Source organism: Zobellella endophytica (genome assembly GCF_003012775.1).
GTDB lineage: Bacteria > Pseudomonadota > Gammaproteobacteria > Enterobacterales > Aeromonadaceae > Oceanimonas > Oceanimonas endophytica.
Map to the genome: position 1 here is coordinate 74,494 of NZ_PXYG01000002.1, position 23,690 is coordinate 98,183.

The 23,690-nt window shown below is 62.5% G+C and carries 21 protein-coding genes and 1 pseudogene; 5 read left to right on the top strand and 17 right to left on the bottom strand.

The features are described from left to right. Window positions 1-4: 4 nt before the first annotated feature. The 16 genes from dnaE to rpsB form a co-directional block, all read right to left on the bottom strand. Window positions 5-3,481 carry a DNA polymerase III subunit alpha gene (gene dnaE, locus C7H85_RS05490; RefSeq protein WP_106728718.1) on the bottom strand — a complete coding sequence of 1,159 codons (3,477 nt, stop codon included), beginning with the start codon at window positions 3,479-3,481 and terminating at the stop codon, window positions 5-7. After that, window positions 3,478-4,074 carry a ribonuclease HII gene (gene rnhB, locus C7H85_RS05495; protein ID WP_106728719.1) on the bottom strand — a complete coding sequence of 199 codons (597 nt, stop codon included), beginning with the start codon at window positions 4,072-4,074 and terminating at the stop codon, window positions 3,478-3,480. The genes dnaE and rnhB overlap by 4 nt, the downstream gene beginning before the upstream one ends. After that, window positions 4,071-5,216: a lipid-A-disaccharide synthase gene (gene lpxB, locus C7H85_RS05500; protein ID WP_106728720.1), complete on the bottom strand. Its 1,146-nt coding sequence runs from the start codon at window positions 5,214-5,216 to the stop codon at window positions 4,071-4,073. Before lpxB ends, rnhB begins: the two co-directional genes overlap by 4 nt. Then, window positions 5,209-5,982: an acyl-ACP--UDP-N-acetylglucosamine O-acyltransferase gene (gene lpxA / locus C7H85_RS05505; RefSeq protein ID WP_106728721.1), complete on the bottom strand. Its 774-nt coding sequence runs from the start codon at window positions 5,980-5,982 to the stop codon at window positions 5,209-5,211. The genes lpxB and lpxA overlap by 8 nt, the downstream gene beginning before the upstream one ends. Window positions 5,983-6,002: 20 nt before the next feature. Further along, a complete protein-coding gene (fabZ, locus tag C7H85_RS05510; protein WP_106728722.1) occupies window positions 6,003-6,470 on the bottom strand; it encodes a 3-hydroxyacyl-ACP dehydratase FabZ in 468 nt (155 codons plus the stop codon). A 20-nt stretch (window positions 6,471-6,490) separates the two neighbouring features. Beyond that, window positions 6,491-7,513: a UDP-3-O-(3-hydroxymyristoyl)glucosamine N-acyltransferase gene (lpxD, locus tag C7H85_RS05515; RefSeq protein WP_106728723.1), complete on the bottom strand. Its 1,023-nt coding sequence runs from the start codon at window positions 7,511-7,513 to the stop codon at window positions 6,491-6,493. A gap of 11 nt (window positions 7,514-7,524) precedes the next feature. Next, the gene (locus C7H85_RS05520; RefSeq protein ID WP_106728724.1) at window positions 7,525-8,028 is read right to left on the bottom strand and encodes an OmpH/Skp family outer membrane protein; all 504 of its coding nucleotides are present in this window, start codon (window positions 8,026-8,028) and stop codon (window positions 7,525-7,527) included. A gap of 123 nt (window positions 8,029-8,151) precedes the next feature. After that, window positions 8,152-10,566 (bottom strand): outer membrane protein assembly factor BamA, encoded by a 2,415-nt coding sequence (gene bamA, locus C7H85_RS05525; RefSeq protein ID WP_106728725.1) that lies wholly within the window; start codon window positions 10,564-10,566, stop codon window positions 8,152-8,154. A 31-nt stretch (window positions 10,567-10,597) separates the two neighbouring features. Beyond that, the gene (gene rseP, locus C7H85_RS05530) at window positions 10,598-11,950 is read right to left on the bottom strand and encodes a sigma E protease regulator RseP (protein WP_106728726.1); all 1,353 of its coding nucleotides are present in this window, start codon (window positions 11,948-11,950) and stop codon (window positions 10,598-10,600) included. Next, window positions 11,947-13,140: a 1-deoxy-D-xylulose-5-phosphate reductoisomerase gene (gene ispC / locus C7H85_RS05535; protein ID WP_106728727.1), complete on the bottom strand. Its 1,194-nt coding sequence runs from the start codon at window positions 13,138-13,140 to the stop codon at window positions 11,947-11,949. Before ispC ends, rseP begins: the two co-directional genes overlap by 4 nt. Window positions 13,141-13,148: 8 nt before the next feature. Then, window positions 13,149-13,997, bottom strand: a complete 849-nt coding sequence (locus tag C7H85_RS05540; RefSeq protein ID WP_106728728.1) for a phosphatidate cytidylyltransferase — start codon at window positions 13,995-13,997, stop codon at window positions 13,149-13,151. 16 nt (window positions 13,998-14,013) lie between these two features. Continuing rightward, entirely contained in the window at window positions 14,014-14,781 is a 768-nt protein-coding gene (gene uppS, locus C7H85_RS05545; RefSeq protein ID WP_106728729.1) for a polyprenyl diphosphate synthase, read from the bottom strand. Between the two features lie 74 nt (window positions 14,782-14,855). Further along, window positions 14,856-15,413, bottom strand: a complete 558-nt coding sequence (gene frr / locus C7H85_RS05550; protein ID WP_106728730.1) for a ribosome recycling factor — start codon at window positions 15,411-15,413, stop codon at window positions 14,856-14,858. Between the two features lie 45 nt (window positions 15,414-15,458). Next, complete coding sequence (pyrH, locus tag C7H85_RS05555) at window positions 15,459-16,187, bottom strand: UMP kinase (RefSeq protein ID WP_106728731.1); 729 nt, start codon at window positions 16,185-16,187, stop codon at window positions 15,459-15,461. A gap of 70 nt (window positions 16,188-16,257) precedes the next feature. Then, complete coding sequence (tsf, locus tag C7H85_RS05560) at window positions 16,258-17,136, bottom strand: translation elongation factor Ts (RefSeq protein WP_106728732.1); 879 nt, start codon at window positions 17,134-17,136, stop codon at window positions 16,258-16,260. A gap of 108 nt (window positions 17,137-17,244) precedes the next feature. After that, window positions 17,245-17,970 carry a 30S ribosomal protein S2 gene (gene rpsB, locus C7H85_RS05565; protein ID WP_106728733.1) on the bottom strand — a complete coding sequence of 242 codons (726 nt, stop codon included), beginning with the start codon at window positions 17,968-17,970 and terminating at the stop codon, window positions 17,245-17,247. Between the two features lie 270 nt (window positions 17,971-18,240). On the opposite strand from rpsB, the gene map reads away from it, so the two are divergent. Further along, window positions 18,241-19,089: a type I methionyl aminopeptidase gene (gene map, locus C7H85_RS05570; protein WP_281257601.1), complete on the top strand. Its 849-nt coding sequence runs from the start codon at window positions 18,241-18,243 to the stop codon at window positions 19,087-19,089. A 211-nt stretch (window positions 19,090-19,300) separates the two neighbouring features. Here the strand turns inward: map and icd are convergent, their stop codons facing one another. After that, window positions 19,301-20,554 (bottom strand): NADP-dependent isocitrate dehydrogenase, encoded by a 1,254-nt coding sequence (gene icd, locus C7H85_RS05575; protein ID WP_106728735.1) that lies wholly within the window; start codon window positions 20,552-20,554, stop codon window positions 19,301-19,303. 290 nt (window positions 20,555-20,844) lie between these two features. Between icd and C7H85_RS05580 the strand changes: the two are divergent. The 4 genes and pseudogenes from C7H85_RS05580 to hflD form a co-directional block, all read left to right on the top strand. Continuing rightward, window positions 20,845-21,435 (top strand): annotated as a pseudogene (locus C7H85_RS05580) (pseudouridine synthase); the annotation flags it as partial. Continuing rightward, window positions 21,435-21,908 carry an NUDIX hydrolase gene (locus C7H85_RS05585; protein ID WP_106728737.1) on the top strand — a complete coding sequence of 158 codons (474 nt, stop codon included), beginning with the start codon at window positions 21,435-21,437 and terminating at the stop codon, window positions 21,906-21,908. The pseudogene C7H85_RS05580 and the gene C7H85_RS05585, both read left to right, overlap by 1 nt. Before the next feature lie 39 nt (window positions 21,909-21,947). After that, window positions 21,948-23,054, top strand: a complete 1,107-nt coding sequence (mnmA, locus tag C7H85_RS05590) for a tRNA 2-thiouridine(34) synthase MnmA (RefSeq protein WP_106728738.1) — start codon at window positions 21,948-21,950, stop codon at window positions 23,052-23,054. Then, on the top strand, window positions 23,051-23,674 hold the full coding sequence (gene hflD / locus C7H85_RS05595; RefSeq protein WP_106728739.1) for a high frequency lysogenization protein HflD: 624 nt from the start codon (window positions 23,051-23,053) through the stop codon (window positions 23,672-23,674). The genes mnmA and hflD overlap by 4 nt, the downstream gene beginning before the upstream one ends. Window positions 23,675-23,690 lie beyond the last annotated feature (16 nt).

Here is a 23,690-nt window from a genome sequence, read left to right on the forward strand (position 1 = left end):
CCCTCTATTCAAAAATCAGCTCGACCTTATCCTGACCCAGCAACTGCTGTAAGGCATCCAGCATCTGGTCGGTGGGGGTTACCCGCCACTCGGTGCCCAGAGTCAGCTGCACCCGTGCTCCTGGTCTGTGATAGGTCACTCGAACCGGACAAACCCCCGCCCGTACCGGCGTCAGTATGTCCAGCAAATGGGTAAAAAAGCCCTGATCAATCTGGCTTTTATCGATGTTCAACTGTAATCCGCGGGCGAAGCGCTCGCGGGCATCACTGATATCAAGCACTTCCCGTGCCGACATTTTAAGGCCGCCGGAGAAGTCATCAAAGCTGACCTGTCCGCTGATCACCAGGATTTTATCTTTTTCCAGCAAAGACTCATAGCGCTCCAGCGCATCCGAGAACAGGGTCACGTCCAGCCGGCCGGATCTGTCGTCCAGGGTGAGGATCCCCATGCGGTTGCCGCGTTTGGTGGTCATCACCCGGGCGGCGATCACCAGCCCCGCCACCGTGGTGCTGCGATCCCGCCCGGTGGGCTGCACCTCGTTCAGCCGGCCACCGGTGTAGTGGCGCAGCTCTTTCGCATACTGGTTGATGGGATGACCGGTGAGATAGAGCCCGAGCGTGTCCCGCTCCCCTTCCAGCCACACCTTGTCCGGCCAGGCCGGCACGTCGGCGAAGGCGTGCTCGATATACTCCTCTTCCACCAGCACCCCGAACATGTCGCCCTGGCCCAGGGCCTCGGCGCGGGCGTGCTGATCGGCGGCCTTCATCGCCTCTTCCAGCGTGGCCATCAGCGAGGCCCGGTGCGGGCCCAGCCGGTCCATGGCGCCGGAGAAGATCAGCTTCTCCATCACCCGCTTGTTGAGCTTCTTCAGGTCGACCCGGTTGCAGAAGTCGAACAGATCCCGGAAGGGCCCGCCCTGCTCCCGCGCCTCGAGGATGGCCTCGATGGGCGCCTCGCCCACCCCCTTGATGGCACCGATGCCGTAGACGATATGGCCGTCCTCGTTGACGGTGAACCGGTAGCGACCGGAATTGACGTCCGGCGGCAACAGGGTCAGCCCCATGCGCTGGCATTCGTCCACCAGGGTCACCACCTTATCGGTGTTGTCCATGTCGGCGGTCATCACCGCCGCCATGAATTCGGCCGGGTAGTGGGTCTTCAGCCACAGGGTTTGGTAGGACACCAGGGCGTAGGCGGCGGAGTGCGACTTGTTGAAGCCGTAACCGGCGAATTTTTCCACCAGGTCGAAGATCTTGATCGCCAGTTCGCCGTCGATGCCGTTGGCCCGCGCGCCCTCTTCGAAGCCGGCCCGCTGCTTGGCCATCTCCTCCGGCTTCTTCTTGCCCATGGCCCGGCGCAACAGGTCGGCGCCGCCCAGGGAGTAGCCGGCCAGCACCTGGGCTATCTGCATCACCTGCTCCTGATAGAGGATGATGCCGTAGGTGGGCTCGAGGATCGGCTTGAGCGACTCGTGCTGCCACTGCTCGTCCGGGTAGGAGATCGCCTCCCGCCCATGCTTGCGGTCGATGAAGTTGTCCACCATGCCCGACTGCAGCGGGCCGGGCCGGAACAGGGCCACCAGGGCTATCATGTCCTCGAAGCAGTCCGGCTGCAGCCGTTTTATCAGATCCTTCATGCCGCGGGATTCGAGCTGGAACACCGCCGTGGTCTCGAAGCGCTTGAGCACCTTGAACGAGGCCTGATCGTCGATGGGAATGGCGGCGATGTCCACCGGTGGCCTGCCTTCCTTCGCCAGCCGCGGATTGATCATGCCCAATGCCCAGTCGATGATGGTCAGGGTGCGCAGGCCGAGGAAGTCGAACTTGACCAGGCCGGCGTACTCCACGTCGTTCTTGTCGAACTGGGTCACCGGGTTGCGGCCGTGCTCGTCGCAGTAGAGCGGCGAGAAGTCGGTGATTTTGGTGGGGGCGATGACCACGCCACCGGCGTGCTTGCCGGCGTTGCGGGTCACCCCCTCCAGCGCGCGCGCCATGTCGATCAGCGCCTTGACCTCTTCGTCCTGATCGTAGAGTTCGGGCAGCTTGGGCTCGACCTCGAAGGCCTTGGCCAGGGTCATGCCCGGATCCGGCGGGATCAGCTTGGAGATCCGGTCGACGAAGCCGTAGGGGTGGCCCAGCACCCGGCCCACGTCGCGCACCACCGCCTTGGCGGCCATGGTGCCGAAGGTGATGATCTGGCTCACCGCCTCCCGGCCGTAGAGTTCGGCCACGTGGTCGATCACCTCGTCGCGCCGGTCCATGCAGAAGTCGATGTCGAAGTCGGGCATGGAGACCCGCTCCGGGTTGAGGAAGCGTTCGAACAGCAGATCGAACTCGAGCGGATCCAGGTCGGTGATCTTGAGCGCATAGGCCACCAGCGACCCCGCCCCCGAGCCCCGGCCCGGGCCCACCGGAATGCCGTTATCCTTGGACCACTGGATAAACTCCATCACGATCAGGAAGTAGCCGGGGAAGCCCATCTGGTTGATCACTTCGAGCTCGATTTTCAGCCGCTCGTCGTACTCGCCGCGCTTCTCGGCACGCACCGCCGGGTCCGGAAACAGGAACGCCAGCCGGTCTTCCAGCCCTTCCTGCGAACACTTGACCAAAAAGTCTTCGATGCTCATGTCGCCGGTGGGAAAATCCGGCAGGAAATACTCGCCCAGGCGCACCGTCACGTTGCAGCGCTTGGCGATTTCCACGCTGTTCTCCAGCGCCTCGGGGATGTCGGCGAACAGTTCGGCCATCTCCGCCGGGCTCTTCAGGTACTGCTCGGCGCTGTAGCGGCGCGGCCGGCGCTTGTCCTCCAGGGTGTAGCCGTCATGGATGGCGACCCGGATCTCGTGAGCCTCGAAGTCGCTCTTGTCGAGGAACACCACCTCGTTGGTGGCCACCACCGGCAGCCCTTCCCGGGCCGCCAGTGCCACCGCCATATGCAGGTAGCTTTCTTCGTCGGGCCGTTCGGTGCGCAGCAGTTCCAGATAATAACGGTCGCCGAAGTGCTGGCGGTAAAAGGCGATGCACCGGTCCACCAGGGCATCGTTGCCCTTGAGCAGGCCGATGCCCACATCGCCTTCCCGGGCGCCGGAGAGGATGATGATCCCCTCGCCGTGCTCGGCCAGCCAGGCCTTGTCGACCAAGGGTCGGTGCTGCACATGGCCGCGCTCATAGGCGCGGGAAATCAGCAGAGTGATGTTCTGGTAGCCGGTGTTGTCCATGGCCAGCAGGGTCAGGCGGAATAACTGCTCGCCCAGCTCCTCGCCCTGCACCCAGATATCGGTACCGACGATGGGCTTGAGCCCCTTGCCGTGGGCATCGCCGTAGAAACGTACCAGGCCGCACAGGTTCATCTGGTCGGTCAGTGCCAGCGCCGGATAGCCCAGCTCCTTCACCCGCCGGGTGATGGGGCCTATCTTGGCCACCCCGTCGACCATGGAGAAGTCGGAGTGAATGCGCAGATGAATGAAATCGGGTGCCATCACGCCTCCGCCAGTATCAAGGCCACCGGCCTGAAGCTGCGCCGGTGCTCGGGCAGGGCCCCGTTCTGCACCAGGGCCGCCAGGTGGTCTTTGGTGGGGTAGCCCTTGTGGCGGGCGAAACCGTACTGGGGATGGCGGGCATCGAGGGCCAGCATTTCCTGGTCCCGGGCCACCTTGGCCAGGATGGAGGCGGCGCTGATCTCCGCCACCCGGTTGTCGCCCTTGACCACCGCCTGGCAGGCCATGGGCAGGACCGGGCAGCGGTTGCCGTCGATAAAGACGAAGCCGGGCTGGATCTGCAGCCCCGCCACCGCCCGGGTCATCGCCAGCAGGGTGGCCTGAAGGATGTTCAGTTCATCGATCTCGCCAGGCGAGCAGCGGCCGATGGCCCAGGCCAGGGCCCGCTCGCGGATAAGGGGCGCCAGCTGTTCGCGTTTCTTCTCGCTGAGCGTCTTGGAGTCCGCCAGCCCGGGGATGGGGTTGGCCGGGTCGAGGATCACCGCGGCGGTGACCACGTCGCCCACCAGGGGGCCCCGCCCCACCTCATCGACGCCGGCGACCAGCACGCCTTCGGGGTAGCGTATGTCGGTCATCATGTTCCGGCCAGCTCCAGCACCGCCAGGGCGGCCTGCTCGTCGGCATTGCAACGGATCTGCTTGTGCAGCCGGGTAAAATGGGCGATCAGCTCGCCGTTGTCGTGCTCGAGCAGCTTGCCGATTTCATCGACGATGTGTCCGGGGGTGCACTCGTGCTGGATCAGTTCCGCCACCAACGTCTGCCCGGCCAGCAGGTTGGGCAGGGAGGCATAGGGGGTTTTCACCAGGCGCTCGGCCAGCCAGTAGCTGAAGGGCTTGAACTTGTAGCCCACCACCATCGGCTTCTTGGCCAGCATCGCCTCCAGGGTGGCGGTGCCGGAGGCCAGCAGGATCACGTCGCTGGCGGTCATCACCTCCCGCCCCCGGCCCTCCACCAGTATGACCTCGAGCTCGGGCGCCACTTGCGCCTTGATGGCGAGGAACTCCTCCCGCCGCCGGGAATTGACCAGCGGCACCACGAACTCCAGCTCCGGATGGCGCACCTTGAGTTGCTTGCAGGCTTCCAGATAGACCGGGCTCAGCAGGGTGACTTCCGCATGCCGGCTGCCAGGCAGCAATGCCAGGTAGCGACCGCCGGGTTTCAGTCCCAGCCGCTGTCGCGCGCCCTGGGTGTCGGGCACGAGTGGCATCCGGTCCGCCAGGGTATGGCCGATGAAGCGGCAGGGCGCCTCGAAGCGGTCGTAGAAGGCCTTCTCGAACGGCAGAAAGGCAAGCACCTGGTCGGTGGCCGCCTTGATCTTGTGGATCCGGTTCTGTCGCCAGGCCCAGACCGAAGGACTGACGTAGTGCAGGGTGCTGATACCGGCTTTCTTCAGCCGCAGCTCGACACCGATATTGAAATCGGGGGCGTCGATGCCCACGAACACATCCGGCGGATTGTCGATAAAATGGCGCACTATCTGCCGGCGGATTTGCAGGATGCGCGGCAGCCGGCCCAGCACCTCGACGATGCCCATCACCGCCAGCTCGTCCATCTCGAACAGGGCAGTGCAGCCTTCGGCCACCATCTGCGGCCCGGCGATGCCTTCGATCAGCGCATCGGGATGGCGGGCCCGGATCTCCCGGATCAGGCCCGCCCCCAACGTATCGCCGGAGACTTCCCCGGCGACGATACCAATGCGCAGCGGGCGGGGTTCAGGCACGAATGATACCGCGCTCGTTCTGCTTGAGGAATTCCGCCATGATGCCCACTTCCGGCTGCTTCTCGTTCAGCGCCTCGAGCACGGGGATCACTTCCGCCACCGCCTTGCCGCTACGGAAAATTTCCTTGTAGGCCTGCTTGATGGCGGAGATGGCCTCGGGGGAAAAACCCCGGCGGCGCAACCCTTCGGAATTGATGCCGAACGGCTTGGCATAGAGTCCCGCGGCCATCACATAGGGCGGTACATCCTTGTTCAGGGCGGCGCAACCGGCGATGAAGGCGTGGCTGCCGACCCGGCCGAACTGGTGGATGGCGGCATGGCCACCGAAGATCACGTGATCGCCGATATGCACATGGCCGGCCAGGGTCGCGTTGTTGGCAAAGATGCAGTCATCGCCGACCCGGCAGTCGTGGGCCACGTGCACGTTCACCATGAACAGGTTGCGGCTGCCGACCCGGGTGATGTTTTCATCCTGGGCGGTGCCCCGGTGGAAAGTGCAGGACTCGCGGATCACGTTGTCATCCCCGATCTCCAGGAAGGTCCGCTCGCCGGCGTATTTCTTGTCCTGGCAGTCCTCGCCGATGGAGGCGAACTGGAAGATACGGTTGCGTTTGCCGATACGGGTTGGTCCCTTGATCACCACATGGGGGCCAATCCGGCAGTCGTCGCCGATCTCTACCTCGGGCCCGATCAGGGTCCAGGGGCCGATTTCCACCCCTTTGCCGATCCTGGCGTCCGGGTGGACGATGGCGGTTTCATGGATCACTGCACTTTGCTCCGTCACACTCAACCCTCGCGTTTGGCACACATCAGCTCGGCGGTGCAGACCACTTCACCGTCGACGGTGGCCACACCGGTAAATTTGGCGATACCCCGACGCTCCTTCAGATACACCACGTCCAGCACCAGCTGGTCTCCCGGCACCACGGGGCGCTTGAAGCGGGCGTTGTCGATGGAGGCGAAGTAATACAGTTCGTTGGGCTTGGGCTTGCCGACCATCTTGAACGCCAGGATGCCGGTGGCCTGGGCCATGGCTTCCAGGATCAGTACCCCCGGAAACACCGGTTTCTGCGGGAAGTGGCCGGTGAACATCGGCTCGTTGAACGACACGTTCTTGATGCCTCTCAAGGTCTTGCGTTCAGGGCTAATTTCATAATGCGCCACCCGGTCCACCATCAGAAAGGGGTAACGGTGCGGCAACAGTTCCAGGATCTCCTGGATATCCAACTGATTCAGTTCGTTATCGTTATTCAAAATGTAACCCTACCAATCGCTTAGTCTTTATTGTCTGATTGTTTTTCAAGCCGGCTCAGCCGCTTGTGCATGTCGTCGATGCGCATCACCCGCGCCGCCGTTTTGCGCCACTCTTTGTTCGGCTGCAGGGGGATCCCGGAGGAATAGACGCCGGGTTCGGTAATGGGCCGCATCACCATGGACATACCGGTGATGGTCACCCCGTCACAGATTTCCATATGGCCGTTGAACACCGAAGCGCCGCCAATAATACAATATTTACCGACTTTGAGACTACCGGCCATCACGGTACCACCGGCCATGGCGGTGCCGTAACCGATCTCTACGTTGTGGGCGATCTGGCACTGGTTATCGATGATGACGTTGTCATCGATGCGGGTATCCCCCAGCGCGCCCCGGTCAATGGTAGTACAGGCGCCGATTTCCACCCGGTTACCGATCACCACGCCGCCGAGCTGGGGGATCTTGATCCACTCGCCCTTGTTGTTGGCATAGCCGAAGCCGTCGGCCCCGATCACCGTCCCCGCCTGCACCAGGCAATCGCGGCCCAATACCACCCGGTGATACAGGGTCACGTTGGCCCACAGCCGGGTGCGGGCGCCCAGCCGGGTCTCCTTGCCGATAAAGCAGCCGGGGCCGACGACGACGTCGTCCTCCAGCACCACACCGGATTCGATCACCGTGTTGGCGCCGATGGCCACCCCTTTCCCCAGCACCGCATCCGCCGCCACCACGGCGCTGGGATGAATATCCACCGCCGGGGCCGGGGTGGTGTCGAGCCGCTGTGCCGCCAGGGCAAAGCCCAGATAGGGATCCGCCATCACCAGGCTGGCCACCGGGCAGCGGGCCTTGTCCGCCGCCGTCAGGATCACCGCCCCGGCCCTGGTACCGGCCAGCAGATGCTGGTATTTGCTGTCCGACAAAAAGGCCACCTCGCCCGGTCCGGCCTTATCCAGGGTGTTGACCCGGGTAATTTCCAGTCCCGGATCGCCGTCAAACTCGGCGTCCAGATGGCTGGCCAGCTCTTGCAGTGTTACTTTCATAACCAAAACTCTTACTTGCTGACGCGGCTGATCACCTGCTGGGTGATATCGAGCGAAGGAGACACATAGATGGCGGCGCCACGTTCGATCACCAGATCAAAGCCCTGGGCCTGGGTGATCTCGTCGATGGCCCCCTTGATGCGCGACAGCATTTTCTGCCGCTCTTCGTGCTCCCGCCGGCCCTGATCCTCTTCCAGCGCCCGGCGCTTCTGCACATAGGCGGCCTGCATTTCGTTCAGCTTCTTCTGGGCATCGGCCTTCTGCTGATCGTTCATAAAGGCCATGTCCTTCTGCTGTTTCTCGACGAAGCTGCGGCCGTCGGCTTCCAGCTTCTGGACTTCCTTGACCCGGCCCTCGAACTCGCGCTTGAGCTGGCTGGACACCTGCTCCCGCTGGGGCATCTTCTGGAACACCGCGGCGGTATCCACCACCGCTATCTTGCTGCCCTGGGCCTGGGCCAGGCCGGCGCTCAGCACCAGCGCCATCACCCCCAACATCTTCATCATCTGTTTCAAGATAACACTCCTGCTTGTAAGCCATATTTTAATGTAGGGTCGATGTCAATCGACCACCCCAACCACAACGCCATGCCCGACCACGGGCGCAACCCCCGTGCGGGCGGGCCGCCCGCGCCCCCATTAGAAGGTCCGGCCGATATTAAAGTTGAAGATTTCGGTCTTGTCCCCTTTCACTTCCTTGATCGGGGTGGCCAGCGAGAACACCAGCGGTCCCAGCGGCGACAGCCACTGCATGCTGACCCCGGCGGAGGCCCGGAAGTTGGCCGGGTCGCCGAAGTCGTAAATCAGCTCGCAGCTGTTGCCAGGGTTACAACCGTCGAAATCGGCGGCATTGTATTCGGTATCCCAGACCGTGCCCACGTCGACGAACAGGCTGGTGCGCAGCGAGCGTTGCAGATCCTCGCCGGCGAAGGGGGTGGGCAGAATCAGCTCCGCCGAGCCGGCCAGCAGCGCGTTGCCGCCCACCGAGCTGTTCGAACCCTGGATGCCGACCACGCCGTTTCTCTGGGTGTACACCGCCCGCGGCCCCACCGCATTGCTCTTGAAGCCGCGCAGGGTGCTGAAGCCGCCGGCGTAGTAGTTCTCGAAGAACGGCAGGCTGTTGTCGTCGCCGTAGCCGTTGCCGTAGGCGGCGCGGAACTTGCCGTGCAGCACCCAGTTGTGCTCCCGGTCGAGCGGGAAATAATGGGCGTTGTCGAAGCTCAGCTTGTAGTACTGCAGATCCGAGCCCGGCACCGTCACCTTGGTGCTCAGGCTCTGCCGGTTGCCCGAGGTGGGGAAGAAGCCCCGGTTCAGGGTGTTGCGGGTCCAGCCGGCGCTGATGTCGAAGTTGTCGAAACTGACGTCGCTGGTGCTGCCGTCGTTGTACCGATCCCAGAAGTTCTGCAGCTGTACATAAATATCCTCGGGCTGCCCCAGGGTATTGTGTTCGTAGCCCAGGCTGAAGTTCAGGCTGTTGGTTTCGTTGATCGGGAAGCCGCTGAGCAGGCGGGCGCCGTAGGTGGTGCTGTTGTAGTCGATCAGGTTGGCTTCGTCCGGCTCGAACTCCCGGTAGTACAGGCGGCCGCCCAGGCTGACCCCGTCGACGGTAAAGTAGGGATCCGTATACTCCAGCGATACGTCCTTGGAGTAGTCGTTCATCTGGGAGTTGATGCCGACGCGGTTGCCGGTACCGAGGAAGTTCTCCTGCTGCAGGCCGGCCTGGATGCTGAAGCCGGAATCGGTGCCGAAGCCCACCCCGAAGTTGATGGAGCCGGCGGGCTGTTCCTTCACGCTCACATCCAGGTCGACCAGGTCGTCTTCACCGGGAATGCGGCGGGTTTCCACCTCCACGTTCTCGAAATAGCCCAGGCGATTGAGCCGGGTGCGGGACTGCTCGACCTCTTCGCTCGACAGCCAGGTGCCTTCCATCTGGCGCATTTCCCGGCGCAGCACTTCGTCCTTGGTGATGACGTTGCCGCTGAAGTTGATGCGGCGCACATAGACCCGGCTGCCCGGCTCCACGTTGACGATAAGCTCGATGGTGTTGCCGTCTTCGTCGATCTGCGGGAAGGTGTTGATCTTGGGATAGGCATAACCAAAGCGGCCGAGGAACTTGGACAGCACCTCCTCCATGTGGGTCACGTCGGCGGCGGAGTAGAGATCGCCTTCCCGTACCGGTACCAGGGCTTCCAGCTCGCTGCCGCGGTCGATCAGATCGCCGCGCAGGCTGACGCCGGACACGGTGTACTGCTCGCCTTCTTCCACGTTGAGGGTGATGTAGACCCCTTCCCGGTCCGGCGACATGGACACCTGGGTCGAGGTGACCTCGGCCTTGAGGTAGCCCCTGTCCCGATAATAGGAACGCAGGGTCTCGATATCGCCGGCCAGCGTCTGCTTCTGGTAGCGCTGGTCGGCCATGAAGTTCCACCAGGGCACGTCGTCGGACAGCTCCAGCTGGGCCAGCAGCTGCGCTTCGCTGAACGCCTTGTTGCCGACGATATTGATCTGCTTGATTTCGGCGGCCGGACCTTCCACGAATTCGAATTTCAGATCGACCCGGTTGCGGGGCAAGGGCGTCAGCACCGCCCGCACGTCGGCGGAATATTTGCCCACGCCGTAATAGAAGTCTTCCAGCCCCTTCTCGAGCGAGCTCAGGGTGGTGCGATCCAGCGGCTCGCCGACCCGGACCCCGGCCCCTTCCAGGCTCTCCATCAGCTGCTCTTCCTTGATTTCCTCGTTGCCGCTGAAGCTGATGCCGGCGATGGTCGGCCGTTCGGTGACCTGCACCACCAGCACGTCGCCGTCACGCAGCAGCTGTACGTCCTCGAAGTTGCCGGAGGCATAGAGGCTCTTGATCGCCTCGGCCAGCCGGGCGCCGTCAATTTCCTCGCCGACCCGTACCGGCAGACTGAGCAGCGCGGCGCCCAGCGTGACCCGCTGCAAGCCGTTGACCTGAATATCCTGGACCACGAAGGGGGTCATGCCGCTCTGCGCCTGGGCCAGCATGCTGGCGCCCAACAGGCAGGAGGCGGCGAGCGTTTTTTTAACTGCCATGGTGTTTGACTTAATCCTTGTGTCGTTCGCCCTAGAGGCGAGCAAAATCATTGAACAGCGCCAGCCCCATCAGCATCAGCAACAGGGCCGCCCCAATTTTAAAGCCAATTTCCTGTATTTTTTCCGGTACCGGGCGGCCGGTGACCGCTTCCACCAGGTAAAACAACAAGTGGCCGCCGTCGAGTACCGGCAAGGGCAACAGATTGATAATGCCCAGATTCACGCTGACCAGGGCCAGGAAGCTGAGGAAATACACCAGCCCGAAGTCGGCGCTGGCGCCCGCGCCCTTGGCGATGGAGATGGGGCCGCTCAGGTTGTCAACCGAGACGATGCCGGTCAGCAGCTTGCCGATCATCTGAAAGGTCAGCACCGTCAGCGCCCAGGTCCGCTCCATGCCCGCCCAGACGGCTTCCAGCGGGCCATAACGGAGTTCGAAGCGGTACTGCTCCGGCACCGGCAGCACCTGAGGCGCCAGGCCGGCATAACCGATGACCCTGTCCCGGGTATCCCGCCGCTCCGGAGTCAGCGTCAAACTCAAGGTCTGACCCGCACGGTCCACCACTAGTTCCATCGGACGCTCGGGAGAGGATTGTACCCGGTCGACAAAATCGGCCCAGGCGGTCAGGGGTTCGCCATCGACCGTCCGCAGGGTGTCCTCGGGCTGCAGACCGGCGGCGTCGCCCGGGCCGGATGCTACCACATCCGCGATGGTCAGCGTCACCCGCGCCCCTTCCGGCACCAGCCCGAGGGCGCTGATCGGCGAGGTTTCATCCGGGTTGAACTGCCACAGCGCCAGCGGAACCGGCTGCTCGCTCACCCGGCCGGTATCGGGCTCGCGCACCTCGAAGCGGGTCTGCTCCTCGCCCAGGCGGGCAATCAGGGCAAAGTTGACGTCCTCCCAGGTACGCACCTCGCGGCCGTCGATGGCCAGGATCTCCATGCCCGGCGCCAAGCCGCCCTGGGCGGCGGGCGAGCCGGGCGTTACGTCGTTCAGCACCGGTTTCACCGCCGGCACACCGATCATGAACATCAGCCAGAAGGCGAACACGGCAAACAGGAAATTGGCCATGGGCCCGGCCACCACTATCGCCATCCGCGCCCATACCGATTTGCTGTCGAAGGCCTGATGACGCTGCTCGGGGGGGATCTCGTCCACCCGGCCGTCGAGCATCTTGACATAACCGCCGAGCGGTATCATCGCCACCACGTATTCGGTGCCGTCCTTGCCCATCCGTCGCCAGATGGGCTTGCCGAAGCCGATGGAAAAACGCTCCACCCTGACCCCGTTGCGCCGGGCCACCCAGAAGTGGCCGAATTCGTGCACCGCCACCAATATCCCCAGCGCGACGATAAAGGCGCCCAGGTTCCACAATACGCCTGTCATGATCGTCTCCCGATAATTTCCCGTGCCAGCCGGCGTGCCTGCCGGTCCAGCGCCAGTATTTCTTCCAGGCTGCCTACCCTGGTTAGACCCAGTTTTTCCACTATGGTCTCGTTAACGACGGCAATCGCCGCATAATCCAGTCCGCCGGCCAGGAAGGCCGCGACCGCCTCTTCGTTGGCGGCGTTGAGGGTGGTGGTCGCCCCCTGCCCGGCCTCGCAGGCGGCCATGGCCAGGGCCAGGCAGGGATAGCGGGCCAGATCCGGCGCCATGAAGGTCAGTTCACCCAGCCGGCAGAAATCCAGCGGGGCCACCCCGGAATGGATGCGTTCCGGCCAGGCCAGCGCATGGGCGATGGGGGTCATCATATCCGGCTGGCCGAGCTGGGCCAAGACGGAACCGTCTGAATACTGCACCATGGAGTGGATCACCGACTGGGGATGGATCACCACCTCCAGCTGCGCCGCGCTGGCATTGAACAGCCAGCGCGCCTCTATGTATTCCAGCCCCTTGTTCATCATGGTGGCCGAGTCCACCGAGATCTTGGGTCCCATCGACCAGTTGGGGTGGGCCACCGCCTGGGCCGGTGTGACCCGCGCCAGCTCGTCCAGTGGGGTATAACGGAAGGGACCGCCCGAGCCGGTCAGCAGTATCTTGCCGATACCGGCATCGAGCAGGCTGCCCCGCCCCGGCGTCTGCTGCAGCCCGGGTGGCAGGCACTGGAAGATGGCATTGTGCTCGCTGTCCACCGGCAGCAGGCGGGCGCCGTAACGGTGCACCGCCTCGATAAACAGCTCGCCGCTCATCACCAGCGCTTCCTTGTTGGCCAGCAACACCCGCTTGCCGGTTTTCACCGCCGCCAGGGTCGGCAACAGGCCGGCGGCGCCGACGATGGCGGCCATGACGGTGGTCACCTCCGGCTCCGCCGCCACCTCGCACAGGGCCTGGGCGCCGCTCAGTACCCGGGTGGCACTGCCCTGCTCCGCCAGCAGGCCGCGCAGGATGCGGGCGGCCCCCTCGTCGGCCATCACCGCGTAGCGCGGCGCAAACTCGAGGCAGTCGGTCAGCATCTGTCCGGTCTGGTGGTTCGCGGTCAGCGCAAACACCCGGAACCGCCCGGGATGGCAGCGTACCACCGCCAGGGTGCTCTGGCCGATAGAGCCGGTGGCCCCCAGTATGGTCAAAGACTCCATCGATACTCCTAGCTCAGCAAGCGGACGACAACAACAAAGACCGGCAAGGCGGCGGTGAGGCTGTCGATCCTGTCCATCACCCCGCCGTGCCCCGGCAGTATATGGCCGGAATCCTTGATCCCGGCCTCCCGCTTGAACATGCTTTCCACCAGGTCGCCGAGCACCGAGGCGAACACCGCCACCACCGAGGCCAGCAGCAGCACCAGGCTCTCGCTCATCGGCAACGCCATGGCCCGGGTCACCACCAGCGCCAGCACGCTGGCCGCCGCCACCCCGCCGACCATGCCCTCGATGGTCTTGCCCGGGCTGACATTGGGGCAGAGCTTGTGGCGGCCCATGGCCTTGCCGACGAAATAGGCGCCGGTGTCCGCCACCCACACCAGCGACATCACGAACAACAGCAACCAGGCACCGAAATAGCTGCTTTGCTCATACTGATAACTGCGCAGCACCAGCAGCGCCCAGAAAAAGGGGATCAGGCTGAGCAGGGCAAATACCGCCTTCAGCCACAGCTGATCGCGCCAGAACCCGGCGCTGCGGGGATAACCCAGCACCAGCACCAGGGACAGCAGCCACCAGCCGGCGCCACCATAGAGCACCAGCGCCACGACGCCATGCAGATCCGGCGACCAGATCTGCTCGATGGGCACCATCGCCATCAGCGCGATCAGCACCAGCGCCAGGGACACCATCACCACGTTCGCCTTGCGACTGTCGATAAAACGCCCCCACTCGCGGCCGGCCAGCAGGAACACCCCGGTGGCGAACAGGGCAAAGAACGGCAACGGCAACAGGAAGATGGCGGCCAGCACCAGGGGGATCAGGCACAGGGCCGTGATAATACGAAGCTTCAGCAAGAAATATCCTCTCTCGTTATGGCTGGCTGTCGGCCACCAGGGCACGGATTTGTGCCCCGGTACAACCGAAACGGCGTTCTCGTCCGACGAAGGCGGCCACCGCCTCGCTGAAGGAGTCCTCGCCAAAGTCAGGCCAGAGTACGGGGGTAAAATACAGCTCGGCGTAGGCTAGTTGCCAAAGCAGAAAGTTGCTGATGCGCTGTTCGCCACCGGTGCGCACCAGCAGGTCGACCGGCGCCAGATCGGCCAGGCCCATCAGCGCATCCAGGTGTTGTTCGGTAATCTCGCCGGGGGCCAGCTCGCCGGCGGCCACCCGCTCACCCAGGCGGCGGCAGGCCTGGGTGATGTCCCAGCGGCCGCCGTAGTTGGCAGCGATATTCAGGGTCAGGCCGGTATTGGCGGCGGTCAGCGCCTCCGCATCGGCTATCTTGCGCTGCAGCTGCGTGCTGAAGGCGGTTCTGTCGCCGATAATGCGCAGGCGGATATTGTTGCGATGCAGCTTGCGCACTTCCGAACCCAGCACCGCGGCAAACAGGCTCATCAGGGCGCTGACTTCGTCCTCCGGCCGGCGCCAGTTTTCACTGGAGAAGGCGAACAGGGTCAGGGCATCGAGCTTGAGTTTGTAGGCGAAGGTGACCGCCTCGCGTACCGCCTTGACGCCGGCCTTATGGCCGGACACCCGCAGTTTGCCGCGTTGTTCGGCCCAGCGGCCGTTGCCGTCCATGATGATGGCGACGTGGCGGGGTAACTGGGATTGACCGTCGAATGCTGCCGTTGCTGGCATTGAATCACTCCTGCACAAAGACAAACGCCGTGCAGGCAGCTACACGGCGTCGGCTACTATACCTGATGTAAGTATCAGATTTCCATTAACTCTTTCTCTTTGGCGGCGAGCGCTTCGTCCACCTGCTTGATGTAGAGATCGGTCAGTTTCTGGATGTCGTCCTGGGCGCGGCGGTCGTCGTCCTCGGAAATTTCCTTGTCTTTCAACAGCGCCTTCAGATCGCTGTTGGCATCGCGGCGGATGTTGCGGATGGCCACCCGGCCCTGCTCCGCCTCGCCGCGCACCACCTTGATCAGGTCCTTGCGACGTTCTTCGGTCAGCGCCGGCAGCGGAATACGGATGGTGGTGCCGGCGCTGGAGGGGTTCAGGCCCAGGTCGGACATCATGATGGCCTTTTCCACCGCCTGGATCATGGAACGGTCGAACACCGTTACCGCCAGGGTGCGGGAGTCTTCGGTGGTAACGTTGCCCATCTGCTTGAGCGGGGTGGAAGCCCCGTAGTAATCCACGTAGATGGTATCGAGCAGGCTGGGGTGGGCCCGGCCGGTACGCACCTTGTTCATCTGACCTTTCAGCGCTTCCACGCTTTTTTCCATACGCACTTTGGCGTCGTTCTTAATCTCGTTAATCACTGTCTTTATCCTATGGCTATGGCTTGAAGAGGCAGCGCCCGCGAATTATTTACGACAGATAAGGGTCCCTTCGGTTTCCCCCATCACGGCACGTCGCAGCGCGCCCGGCTTATTCATATTAAACACCCGGATCGGCAGGTTGTGATCCCGGGCCAGGGTAAAGGCGGCCAGATCCATGACTTTCAGCTCACGATCCAGCACTTCGTCATAATCCAGATGATGGTAGAGTTCGGCGTCCGGGTTCTTCATCGGATCTTCGCTGAACACCCCGTCCACCTTGGTGGCCTTCAATACTACGTCGGCTTCAATTTCAATACCACGCAAACAGGCGGCCGAGTCGGTAGTAAAGAAGGGGTTGCCGGTGCCGGCGGAGAAAATCACCACCCGGCCCTTGCGCAGCAGGCTGATGGCTTCCGCCCAGTTGTACGCGTCGCACATGCCTTCCAGGGTAATGGCGGACATCAGGCGAGCATTCACATAAGCACGGTGCAGGGCATCGCGCATGGCCAGGCCGTTCATCACGGTCGCCAACATACCCATGTGGTCGCCCACCACGCGGTTCATTCCCGCCTTGGCCAGGCCCGCACCACGAAACAGATTGCCACCGCCGATCACCAGACCGACCTGTACGCCCAGTTCAACCAGTTCCTTGATTTCCTGAGCCATACGCTCCAGTACGGCGGGGTCGATACCAAAGCCTTCTTCTCCTTGCAGCGCCTCGCCGCTCAGTTTAAGAAGAATGCGTCTGTATGCGGGTTTAGGATTGGTACTCATGCTTTCTATTCCTGGTCATAGAAAGACCGCGACGGGTGTCGCGGTCTGGATAGCATTAAAATAGCGGGGATTAACCCTTGGCGGCAGCGATTTGCGCCTGAACTTCAGCAGCGAAGTCTTCTTCTTTACGCTCGATACCTTCACCCACTTCGAAGCGGACGAAGCCCAGGGCATCGGCGCCCTTCTGCTTCAGTACGTCGGCCACGGAAACGGACGGATCCTTGACGAACGGCTGGCCGGTCAGGGAGATTTCGCCGGTGAACTTCTTCATGCGGCCTTCCACCATCTTCTCGGCGATCTCTTTCGGCTTGCCGGAGTTGATGGCGATGTCCACCTGAATTTCACGCTCTTTGGCCACCACGTCCTCGGACACGTCTTCGGGCTTGACGAACTGCGGGTTGCAGGCAGCCACGTGCATGGCCACGTCTTTGGCCACTTCTTCATCACCGCCTTTCAGGTTGGCGATAACGCCGATGCGGGTACCGTGCAGGTAGGTGGTCAGGTTGTCGCCTTCCACCAGCACGATGCGGCGCAGGCTCATGTTTTCACCGATCTTGGCGATCAGGTTGGTCAGCGTCAGTTCAACGCTTTCGCCGTTTTCGTACTCGGCCGCTTTCAGCGCGCCCAGATCATTGATTTTGTTTGCCAGTGCGATATCGGCAATCTTGTCGCCAAAGGCGCGGAAACCGGCATCCTTGGCCACGAAGTCGGTTTCGCTGTTCAGCTCGATCATCACGGCGGTGTTGCCGGCCTGACGCATCAGGATGATGCCTTCGGCGGCGATACGACCGGCTTTCTTGGCGGCTTTGGCCTGGCCGGACTTACGCATGTCTTCGATGGCCAGCTCGATGTCGCCGTTGGCTTCGGTCAGGGCTTTTTTACAATCCATCATGCCGGCGCCAGTGCGCTCACGCAGTTCTTTTACCAGGGCGGCGGTAATAGTTGCCATGTCTCATTTCCTCGGTCTTGGTCTACAAGAAAACAGGGGCACGAGGCCCCCGTTAACCCATTACTTGCGTATGGTTAATAAAGGCTTAAGCGTCACGCTCAGACTTTATTATTCTTCAACGACGTAGTTGTCTTCGGCTTGCACGGCCAAGTCTTGCGCACGGGCAGCGGTCACGGCGCTAGCAGCGGCGTTCAGGTACAGCTGAACGGCGCGGATGGCGTCATCGTTACCGGGAACGATGTAGTCGATGCCGTCCGGGTTAGAGTTGGTGTCCACTACCGCAACCACAGGAATGCCCAGGTTGTTGGCTTCCTTGATGGCGATGTGCTCGTGATCGGCGTCGATAACGAACAATACGTCGGGCAGACCGCCCATGTCCTTGATACCGCCCAGGGATTTCTCCAGCTTTTCCATTTCGCGAGTACGCATCAGCGCCTCTTTCTTGGTCAGCTTGTCGAAGGTACCGTCTTGAGACTGGATTTCCAGCTCTTTCAGGCGGCTGATGGATTGACGTACAGTTTTCCAGTTGGTCAGCATGCCACCCAACCAGCGGTGGTTGACATAGTACTGATCACAGTTGGTAGCGGCTTCTTTAACGGCTTCAGAGGCTGCGCGCTTGGTACCAACAAACAGGATTTTACCTTTCTTGGAAGCAACGCTGCCCAGATAGTTCAGGGCGTCGTTGAACATAGGTACTGTTTTTTCCAGGTTGATGATGTGAACCCGGTTGCTGGCGCCGAAAATGAAGGGCTTCATCTTGGGGTTCCAGAAACGGGTCTGGTGACCGAAGTGAACGCCCGCTTTCAGCATGTCGCGCATAGATACTTGTGCCATGATTTCCTCTAAATAAGTGTATTGGGTTAGGCCTCCACACATCCCATGGCTCCGACCCGAGGGCACCCTGGAGCATGTGCCGATGTGTGTGTGTGTTAAAAAGTGAATGTATGTGACGACCAAGACCCGCAGGCATGGCTGTCACGGCGCGCTTTATACCATAAATCCCCACCATGCGCCAGCCGGGACGCCAATTTGGCCGGCCCCGCCATACTGGAAGTTCTGTTCGCTTGGCGTTAAACTTTCGTCCCCTTTGTATCGGGCTATCCGATAACCGCCCCCCGGAATCAAGCCAGAGCAGACAGACTCGGGCGCCAACAAACAGAGACGAGTATGAGCATAGTCATAAAAACCGCGGAAGAAGTAGAAAAAATGCGCGTGGCCGGCCGTCTGGCTGCCGAGGTACTGGAGATGATCGAGCCCCACGTGAAGGCCGGCATCACCACCGACGAGTTGAACCGGATCTGCCATGACTATATCGTCAACGAACAGCGGGCTATTCCCGCACCGTTGAACTACCACGGCTTCCCCAAGTCCATCTGCACCTCGGTCAACCATGTGATTTGCCACGGCATTCCGTCCGACAAGAAACTGAAGGACGGTGACATCCTCAATATCGACATCACGGTGATCAAGGACGGCTACCACGGCGACACTTCCAAAATGTTCCTGGTCGGCAAGCCCAGCATCATGGCCGAACGGCTGTGCCGGGTGACCCAGGAATGCATGGAAATCGGCATTAAAATGGTGAAACACGGGGTGCGCCTGGGGGACATCGGCGCCGCCATCCAGCAGCACGCGGAGGCTCACAACTATTCGGTGGTGCGGGAGTACTGCGGTCACGGCATCGGCAGTGAGTTCCACGAGGAGCCCCAGGTGCTGCACTACGGCAAGCCGGGCACCGGCGAGATGCTGGAAGCCGGCATGTGCCTGACCATAGAGCCGATGATCAACGTGGGCAAGCGCCACAGCAAGATGCTGGGCGACGGCTGGACAGTGGTGACCAAGGACCGCAGTCTCTCCGCCCAGTACGAGCACACCATACTGGTGACCGAGGACGGCTGCGAAGTGCTGACTCTGCGCCCGGACGACCACCTGCCGCGTATTATCAAGGCGTGAAGCAGCGCCGCCTGCGCCCCCGGGAGCGCAGGCGGCTCACCTGCCTTCCCGCGCAGCGGGAACCGCTAAACCGTAGGGTCGACTTCAGTCGACCAAATGCCACACCCAAGCCACGGCATAGTATCCATGCGGGCCCTCCCCATTCGGGGACAAGATCCGCGCCCCAATCAGGGCAACACCTCGGCTTTGGCGGTGTACGCCGCGCCCTTCTTCACATATTCACCACAATGTCCTCGGCGAACTCGGAGCACTTGCGCAGGGTGGCGCCCTCCATCAGCCGCTCGAAGTCGTAGGTCACCGTCTTGCTGTCGATGGCCCCTTCCATGCCCTTGATGATCAGATCCGCCGCTTCGGTCCAGCCCAGGTGGCGCAGCATCATCTCGGCGGAGAGGATAAGCGATCCCGGGTTGACCTTGTCCTGGCCCGCGTACTTGGGCGCGGTGCCATGAGTGGCTTCGAACAGGGCCACGCCATCGCCGATATTGGCGCCGGGGGCGATGCCGATGCCGCCCACCTGGGCCGCCAGGGCATCGGAGATATAGTCGCCGTTGAGGTTCATGCAGGCGATGACGTCGTACTCCGCCGGGCGCAACAAAATCTGTTGCAGGAAGGCATCGGCGATCACGTCCTTGACGATGATCTCCCGGCCGTTGTTCGGGTTCTTGAAGGCGCACCAGGGGCCGCCGTCGATAAGCTCGGCACCGAATTCTTCCCGCGCCAGCTCGTAGCCCCAGTCCTTGAAGGCACCTTCGGTGAACTTCATGATATTGCCCTTGTGCACCAGGGTGACCGAGTCGCGGTTGTTGTCCACCGCATACTGCAGCGCCGCCCGCACCAGGCGGCGGGTACCCTCGCGGGAGGTGGGCTTGATGCCGATGCCGCAATCCTCGGGGAAACGGATCTTCTGCACCCCCATCTCTTCCCGCAGGAAGTCGATGACCTTTTGGGCCTCGGCGCTGCCGGCCTTCCATTCGATGCCGGCGTAGATGTCTTCGCTGTTCTCGCGAAAGATCACCATGTCGGTGAGCTCGGGCTGTTTCAGCGGGCTGGGGGTGCCCTGGTAATAGCGCACCGGACGCAGGCAGACGTAGAGATCCAGCTCCTGGCGCAGGGCCACGTTGAGCGAACGGATACCGCCGCCCACCGGAGTGGTCAGCGGGCCCTTGATGGCCACATGATAGTCGCGGATAAAATCGAGGGTTTCCTCCGGCAGCCAGGTGTTCTCGCCATAAATCCGGGTAGACTTTTCGCCGGTGTAGATCTCCATCCAGCTGATCTTGCGCGTGCCGCCGTAGGCCCTGGCCACGGCCGCATCCACCACCGTCTGCATCGCCGGGGTGACATCCACCCCGATGCCGTCCCCTTCGATAAAGGGAATGATGGGGTCGTTCGGAACCACCAGCTTGCCGTCGGCATCCAGGGTGATTTTTTGTCCTTCCGTTGGCACCGTCACTTTTGAAGTCATCGCTTTCTCCTGGCTTATTGATGTTGAATTATTGCTGGAGCGCCGGCGGCTCGCCTGCCTTTCCGCGCAGCGGGAACCTTCTGGCCCTCAGGCCACACCCAAGGCGTAACATCCCTGCGGGCGGGCCGCCCGCGCTCCATTCAGCGCACCGCAGTCCACATCGGCACTGGCATCATAGGTTAAAGAATTACCTATTAATATTGGCCCAGTCACAGTTCCACCGCCCTGACGTTAGCCGGCAAAGGCGGAGTTTGCTATGCTGAAGCCCCTGTTTCTTCAGCCTTTTTGCCATGAAAACCAGAAGACCCCGCCCCACCCCCCGACCAAAGTCTGACAAGCCGCCGGCCGGGCCGCCGACCACCCTGCTGTTCAACAAGCCCTACATGGTGCTGTGTCAGTTTACCGACGCCGAAGGCCGCCAGACCCTGGCCGACTTCGTGGATGTGCCCGGCGTCTATGCCGCCGGCCGGCTGGACCGGGACAGCGAAGGCCTCCTGGTGCTCACCAACGACGGCGCCCTCAACGCCCGCCTGACCCAGCCCGGGCGCAAGACCGAAAAAACCTATTGGGCCCAGGTGGAAGGGGAGCCGACCGAGACGGATCTTGACCGTCTGCGCCAGGGGGTGGATCTGAACGACGGCCCCACCCTGCCGGCCCGGGTGCGGCTGATGCCGGAGCCGGCGGTGTGGCCCCGCGTCCCGCCCATCCGCGAGCGCCAGGCCATCCCCACCCGCTGGCTGGAAATCAGGATAGTGGAAGGGCGCAACCGCCAGGTGCGACGGATGACCGCCCATATCGGTTTTCCCACCCTGCGGCTGATCCGCTACGCCATGGGCGACTGGACCCTGGGCGATTTACAACCCGGGCAATGGAGGAAAATATGAGTCATGCGGTAACCCTGGCTGTGATAGTCCGTGCCGGCGATCGTTTTTTGATGGTGGAGGAATGGCAGCAGGGACGGGTGATGTTCAACCAGCCCGCCGGCCACCTGGAGCCGGGCGAGAGCCTGCTCGACGGCGCCCGCCGCGAATTGCAGGAAGAAACCGGCCTGGCCCTGGCCATCCGGCAGGCGGTGGGCATATACCAGTACCAGGCGCCGGACAACGGCAAGCACTTCGTGCGCTTTACCTTCTCTGCGGAAATACCCGCGCCGCTGGCGACCCATCCGCAGGATCCCGACGGCGACATCATCCGCTGCCACTGGCTGACCCTGGCCGAGATCGAAGCCCTGGGCGAGCAGCTGCGCAGCCCGCTTATCCTCGCCTCGTTCCGGGATTACCTGGCGGGAGCGCGGTTTCCGCTGTCGGCGTTGAAGGTTGTCGGCGGCGATGATGCCAAAGCCGCCATTGTCTGATAAAATGCCGCCCGTTTTGCAAACAGATAATGGCAGGTTATGAGCGATAACAGTCGGCTAAAAGTGATTGTCGGTATGTCCGGCGGCGTGGATTCTTCCGTTTCGGCCTGGCTGCTGCAACAGCAGGGCTATCAGGTCGAAGGCCTGTTCATGAAGAACTGGGAAGAAGACGATACCGACGAATACTGCTCCGCCGCCGACGATCTGTGCGACGCCCAGGCGGTGTGCGACAAGCTAGGCATCGAGCTACATACCATCAACTTCGCCGCCGAATACTGGGACAATGTGTTCGAGCACTTTCTGGCCGAGTACCGGGCCGGGCGCACCCCCAATCCGGATATCCTGTGCAACAAGGAAATCAAGTTCAAGGCCTTTCTGGAGTTCGCCGCCGAGGATCTGGGCGCCGACTACATCGCCACCGGCCATTACGTGCGCCGCAGCGCCGACGACCAGCCCAGGCTGCTGCGCGGCCTCGACGGCAACAAGGATCAGAGCTACTTCCTCTATACCCTGAGCTCCCGGCAGGTGGCCAGGAGCCTGTTCCCGGTGGGCGAGCTGGAAAAGCCCGAGGTGCGCCGCATCGCCGAACAGCTGGAGCTGGTCACCGCCAAGAAGAAGGATTCCACCGGCATCTGCTTCATCGGCGAACGCAAGTTCCGCGACTTTCTCGCCCGTTACCTGCCGGCCCAGCCGGGCAGGATTGAAACCGTGGGCGGCGAGGTGATTGGCGAGCACCAGGGGCTGATGTATCACACCCTGGGCCAACGCAAGGGGCTCGGCATCGGCGGCCTGAAAAATGCCACCGACGACCCCTGGTATGTGGTCGACAAGGAGCTGGAGCGCAACGTGCTGGTGGTGGCCCAGGGTGATCATCCCCGCCTCTATTCTCATGGCCTGCTCGCCCGCCAGCTGCACTGGGTCGACCGCCAGCCGGTCGCCGAGGCCTTTCGCTGCACTGTGAAAACCCGCTACCGCCAGGCCGATATTCCCTGCCGGGTGGAGCCGGTGGATGCCGAGACCATCAAGGTGATCTTCGACACCCCGCAAGCCGCGGTGACGCCCGGCCAGTCCGCCGTGTTCTACCAGGGCGACGTCTGCCTGGGCGGCGGCATCATCGAAACCCGATTCAGCCAGGAGCAAGTGTGAGTCACAGTCTGGAAAACCAAACCCTGGCCTTTGCCGGCATCTGCCAGGCGGTCAGCCTGGTGCAACAGGTATCACGCCAGGGCACCATCGACGACAAAGCGGTGCTGAACCGCACCCTCAACAGCATTCTGGTCACCGATGCCGACCGCCCGGAAGACGTCTACGGCGGCCACCAGCAGCTGCGCCTGGGCTATCAGACCCTGATCGAACAGCTCAATACCGACAGCAGCCGCAAGAACGCCGAACTGACCCGCTACCTGGTGGGGCTGGTGGCGCTGGAACGCAAGCTGGCCAAGCGTCGGGATCTGATGGCCATGCTGGGCGAGCGCATCAACCAGGTGAAGCGCCAGCTGCACCACTTCGAGCTGCTCGACGAGCAAGTGCTGGCCAACCTGGCCGGCATCTACAGCGACATTGTCAGCCCCATCGGGCCGCGTATCCAGGTCGCCGGCAACCCCAGCTACCTGCAGCAGCCGCTGGTACAGCACCAGATCCGCGCCCTGTTGCTGGCCGGCATCCGCAGTGCCGTGCTGTGGCGCCAGCTGGGCGGCAAGCGCCGCCATATCCTGTTCTCCCGCAAGCGGCTGGTGGCCCAGGCCCAGGCCGCCTTGCGGATGTAATCGTATCTTTAATCGT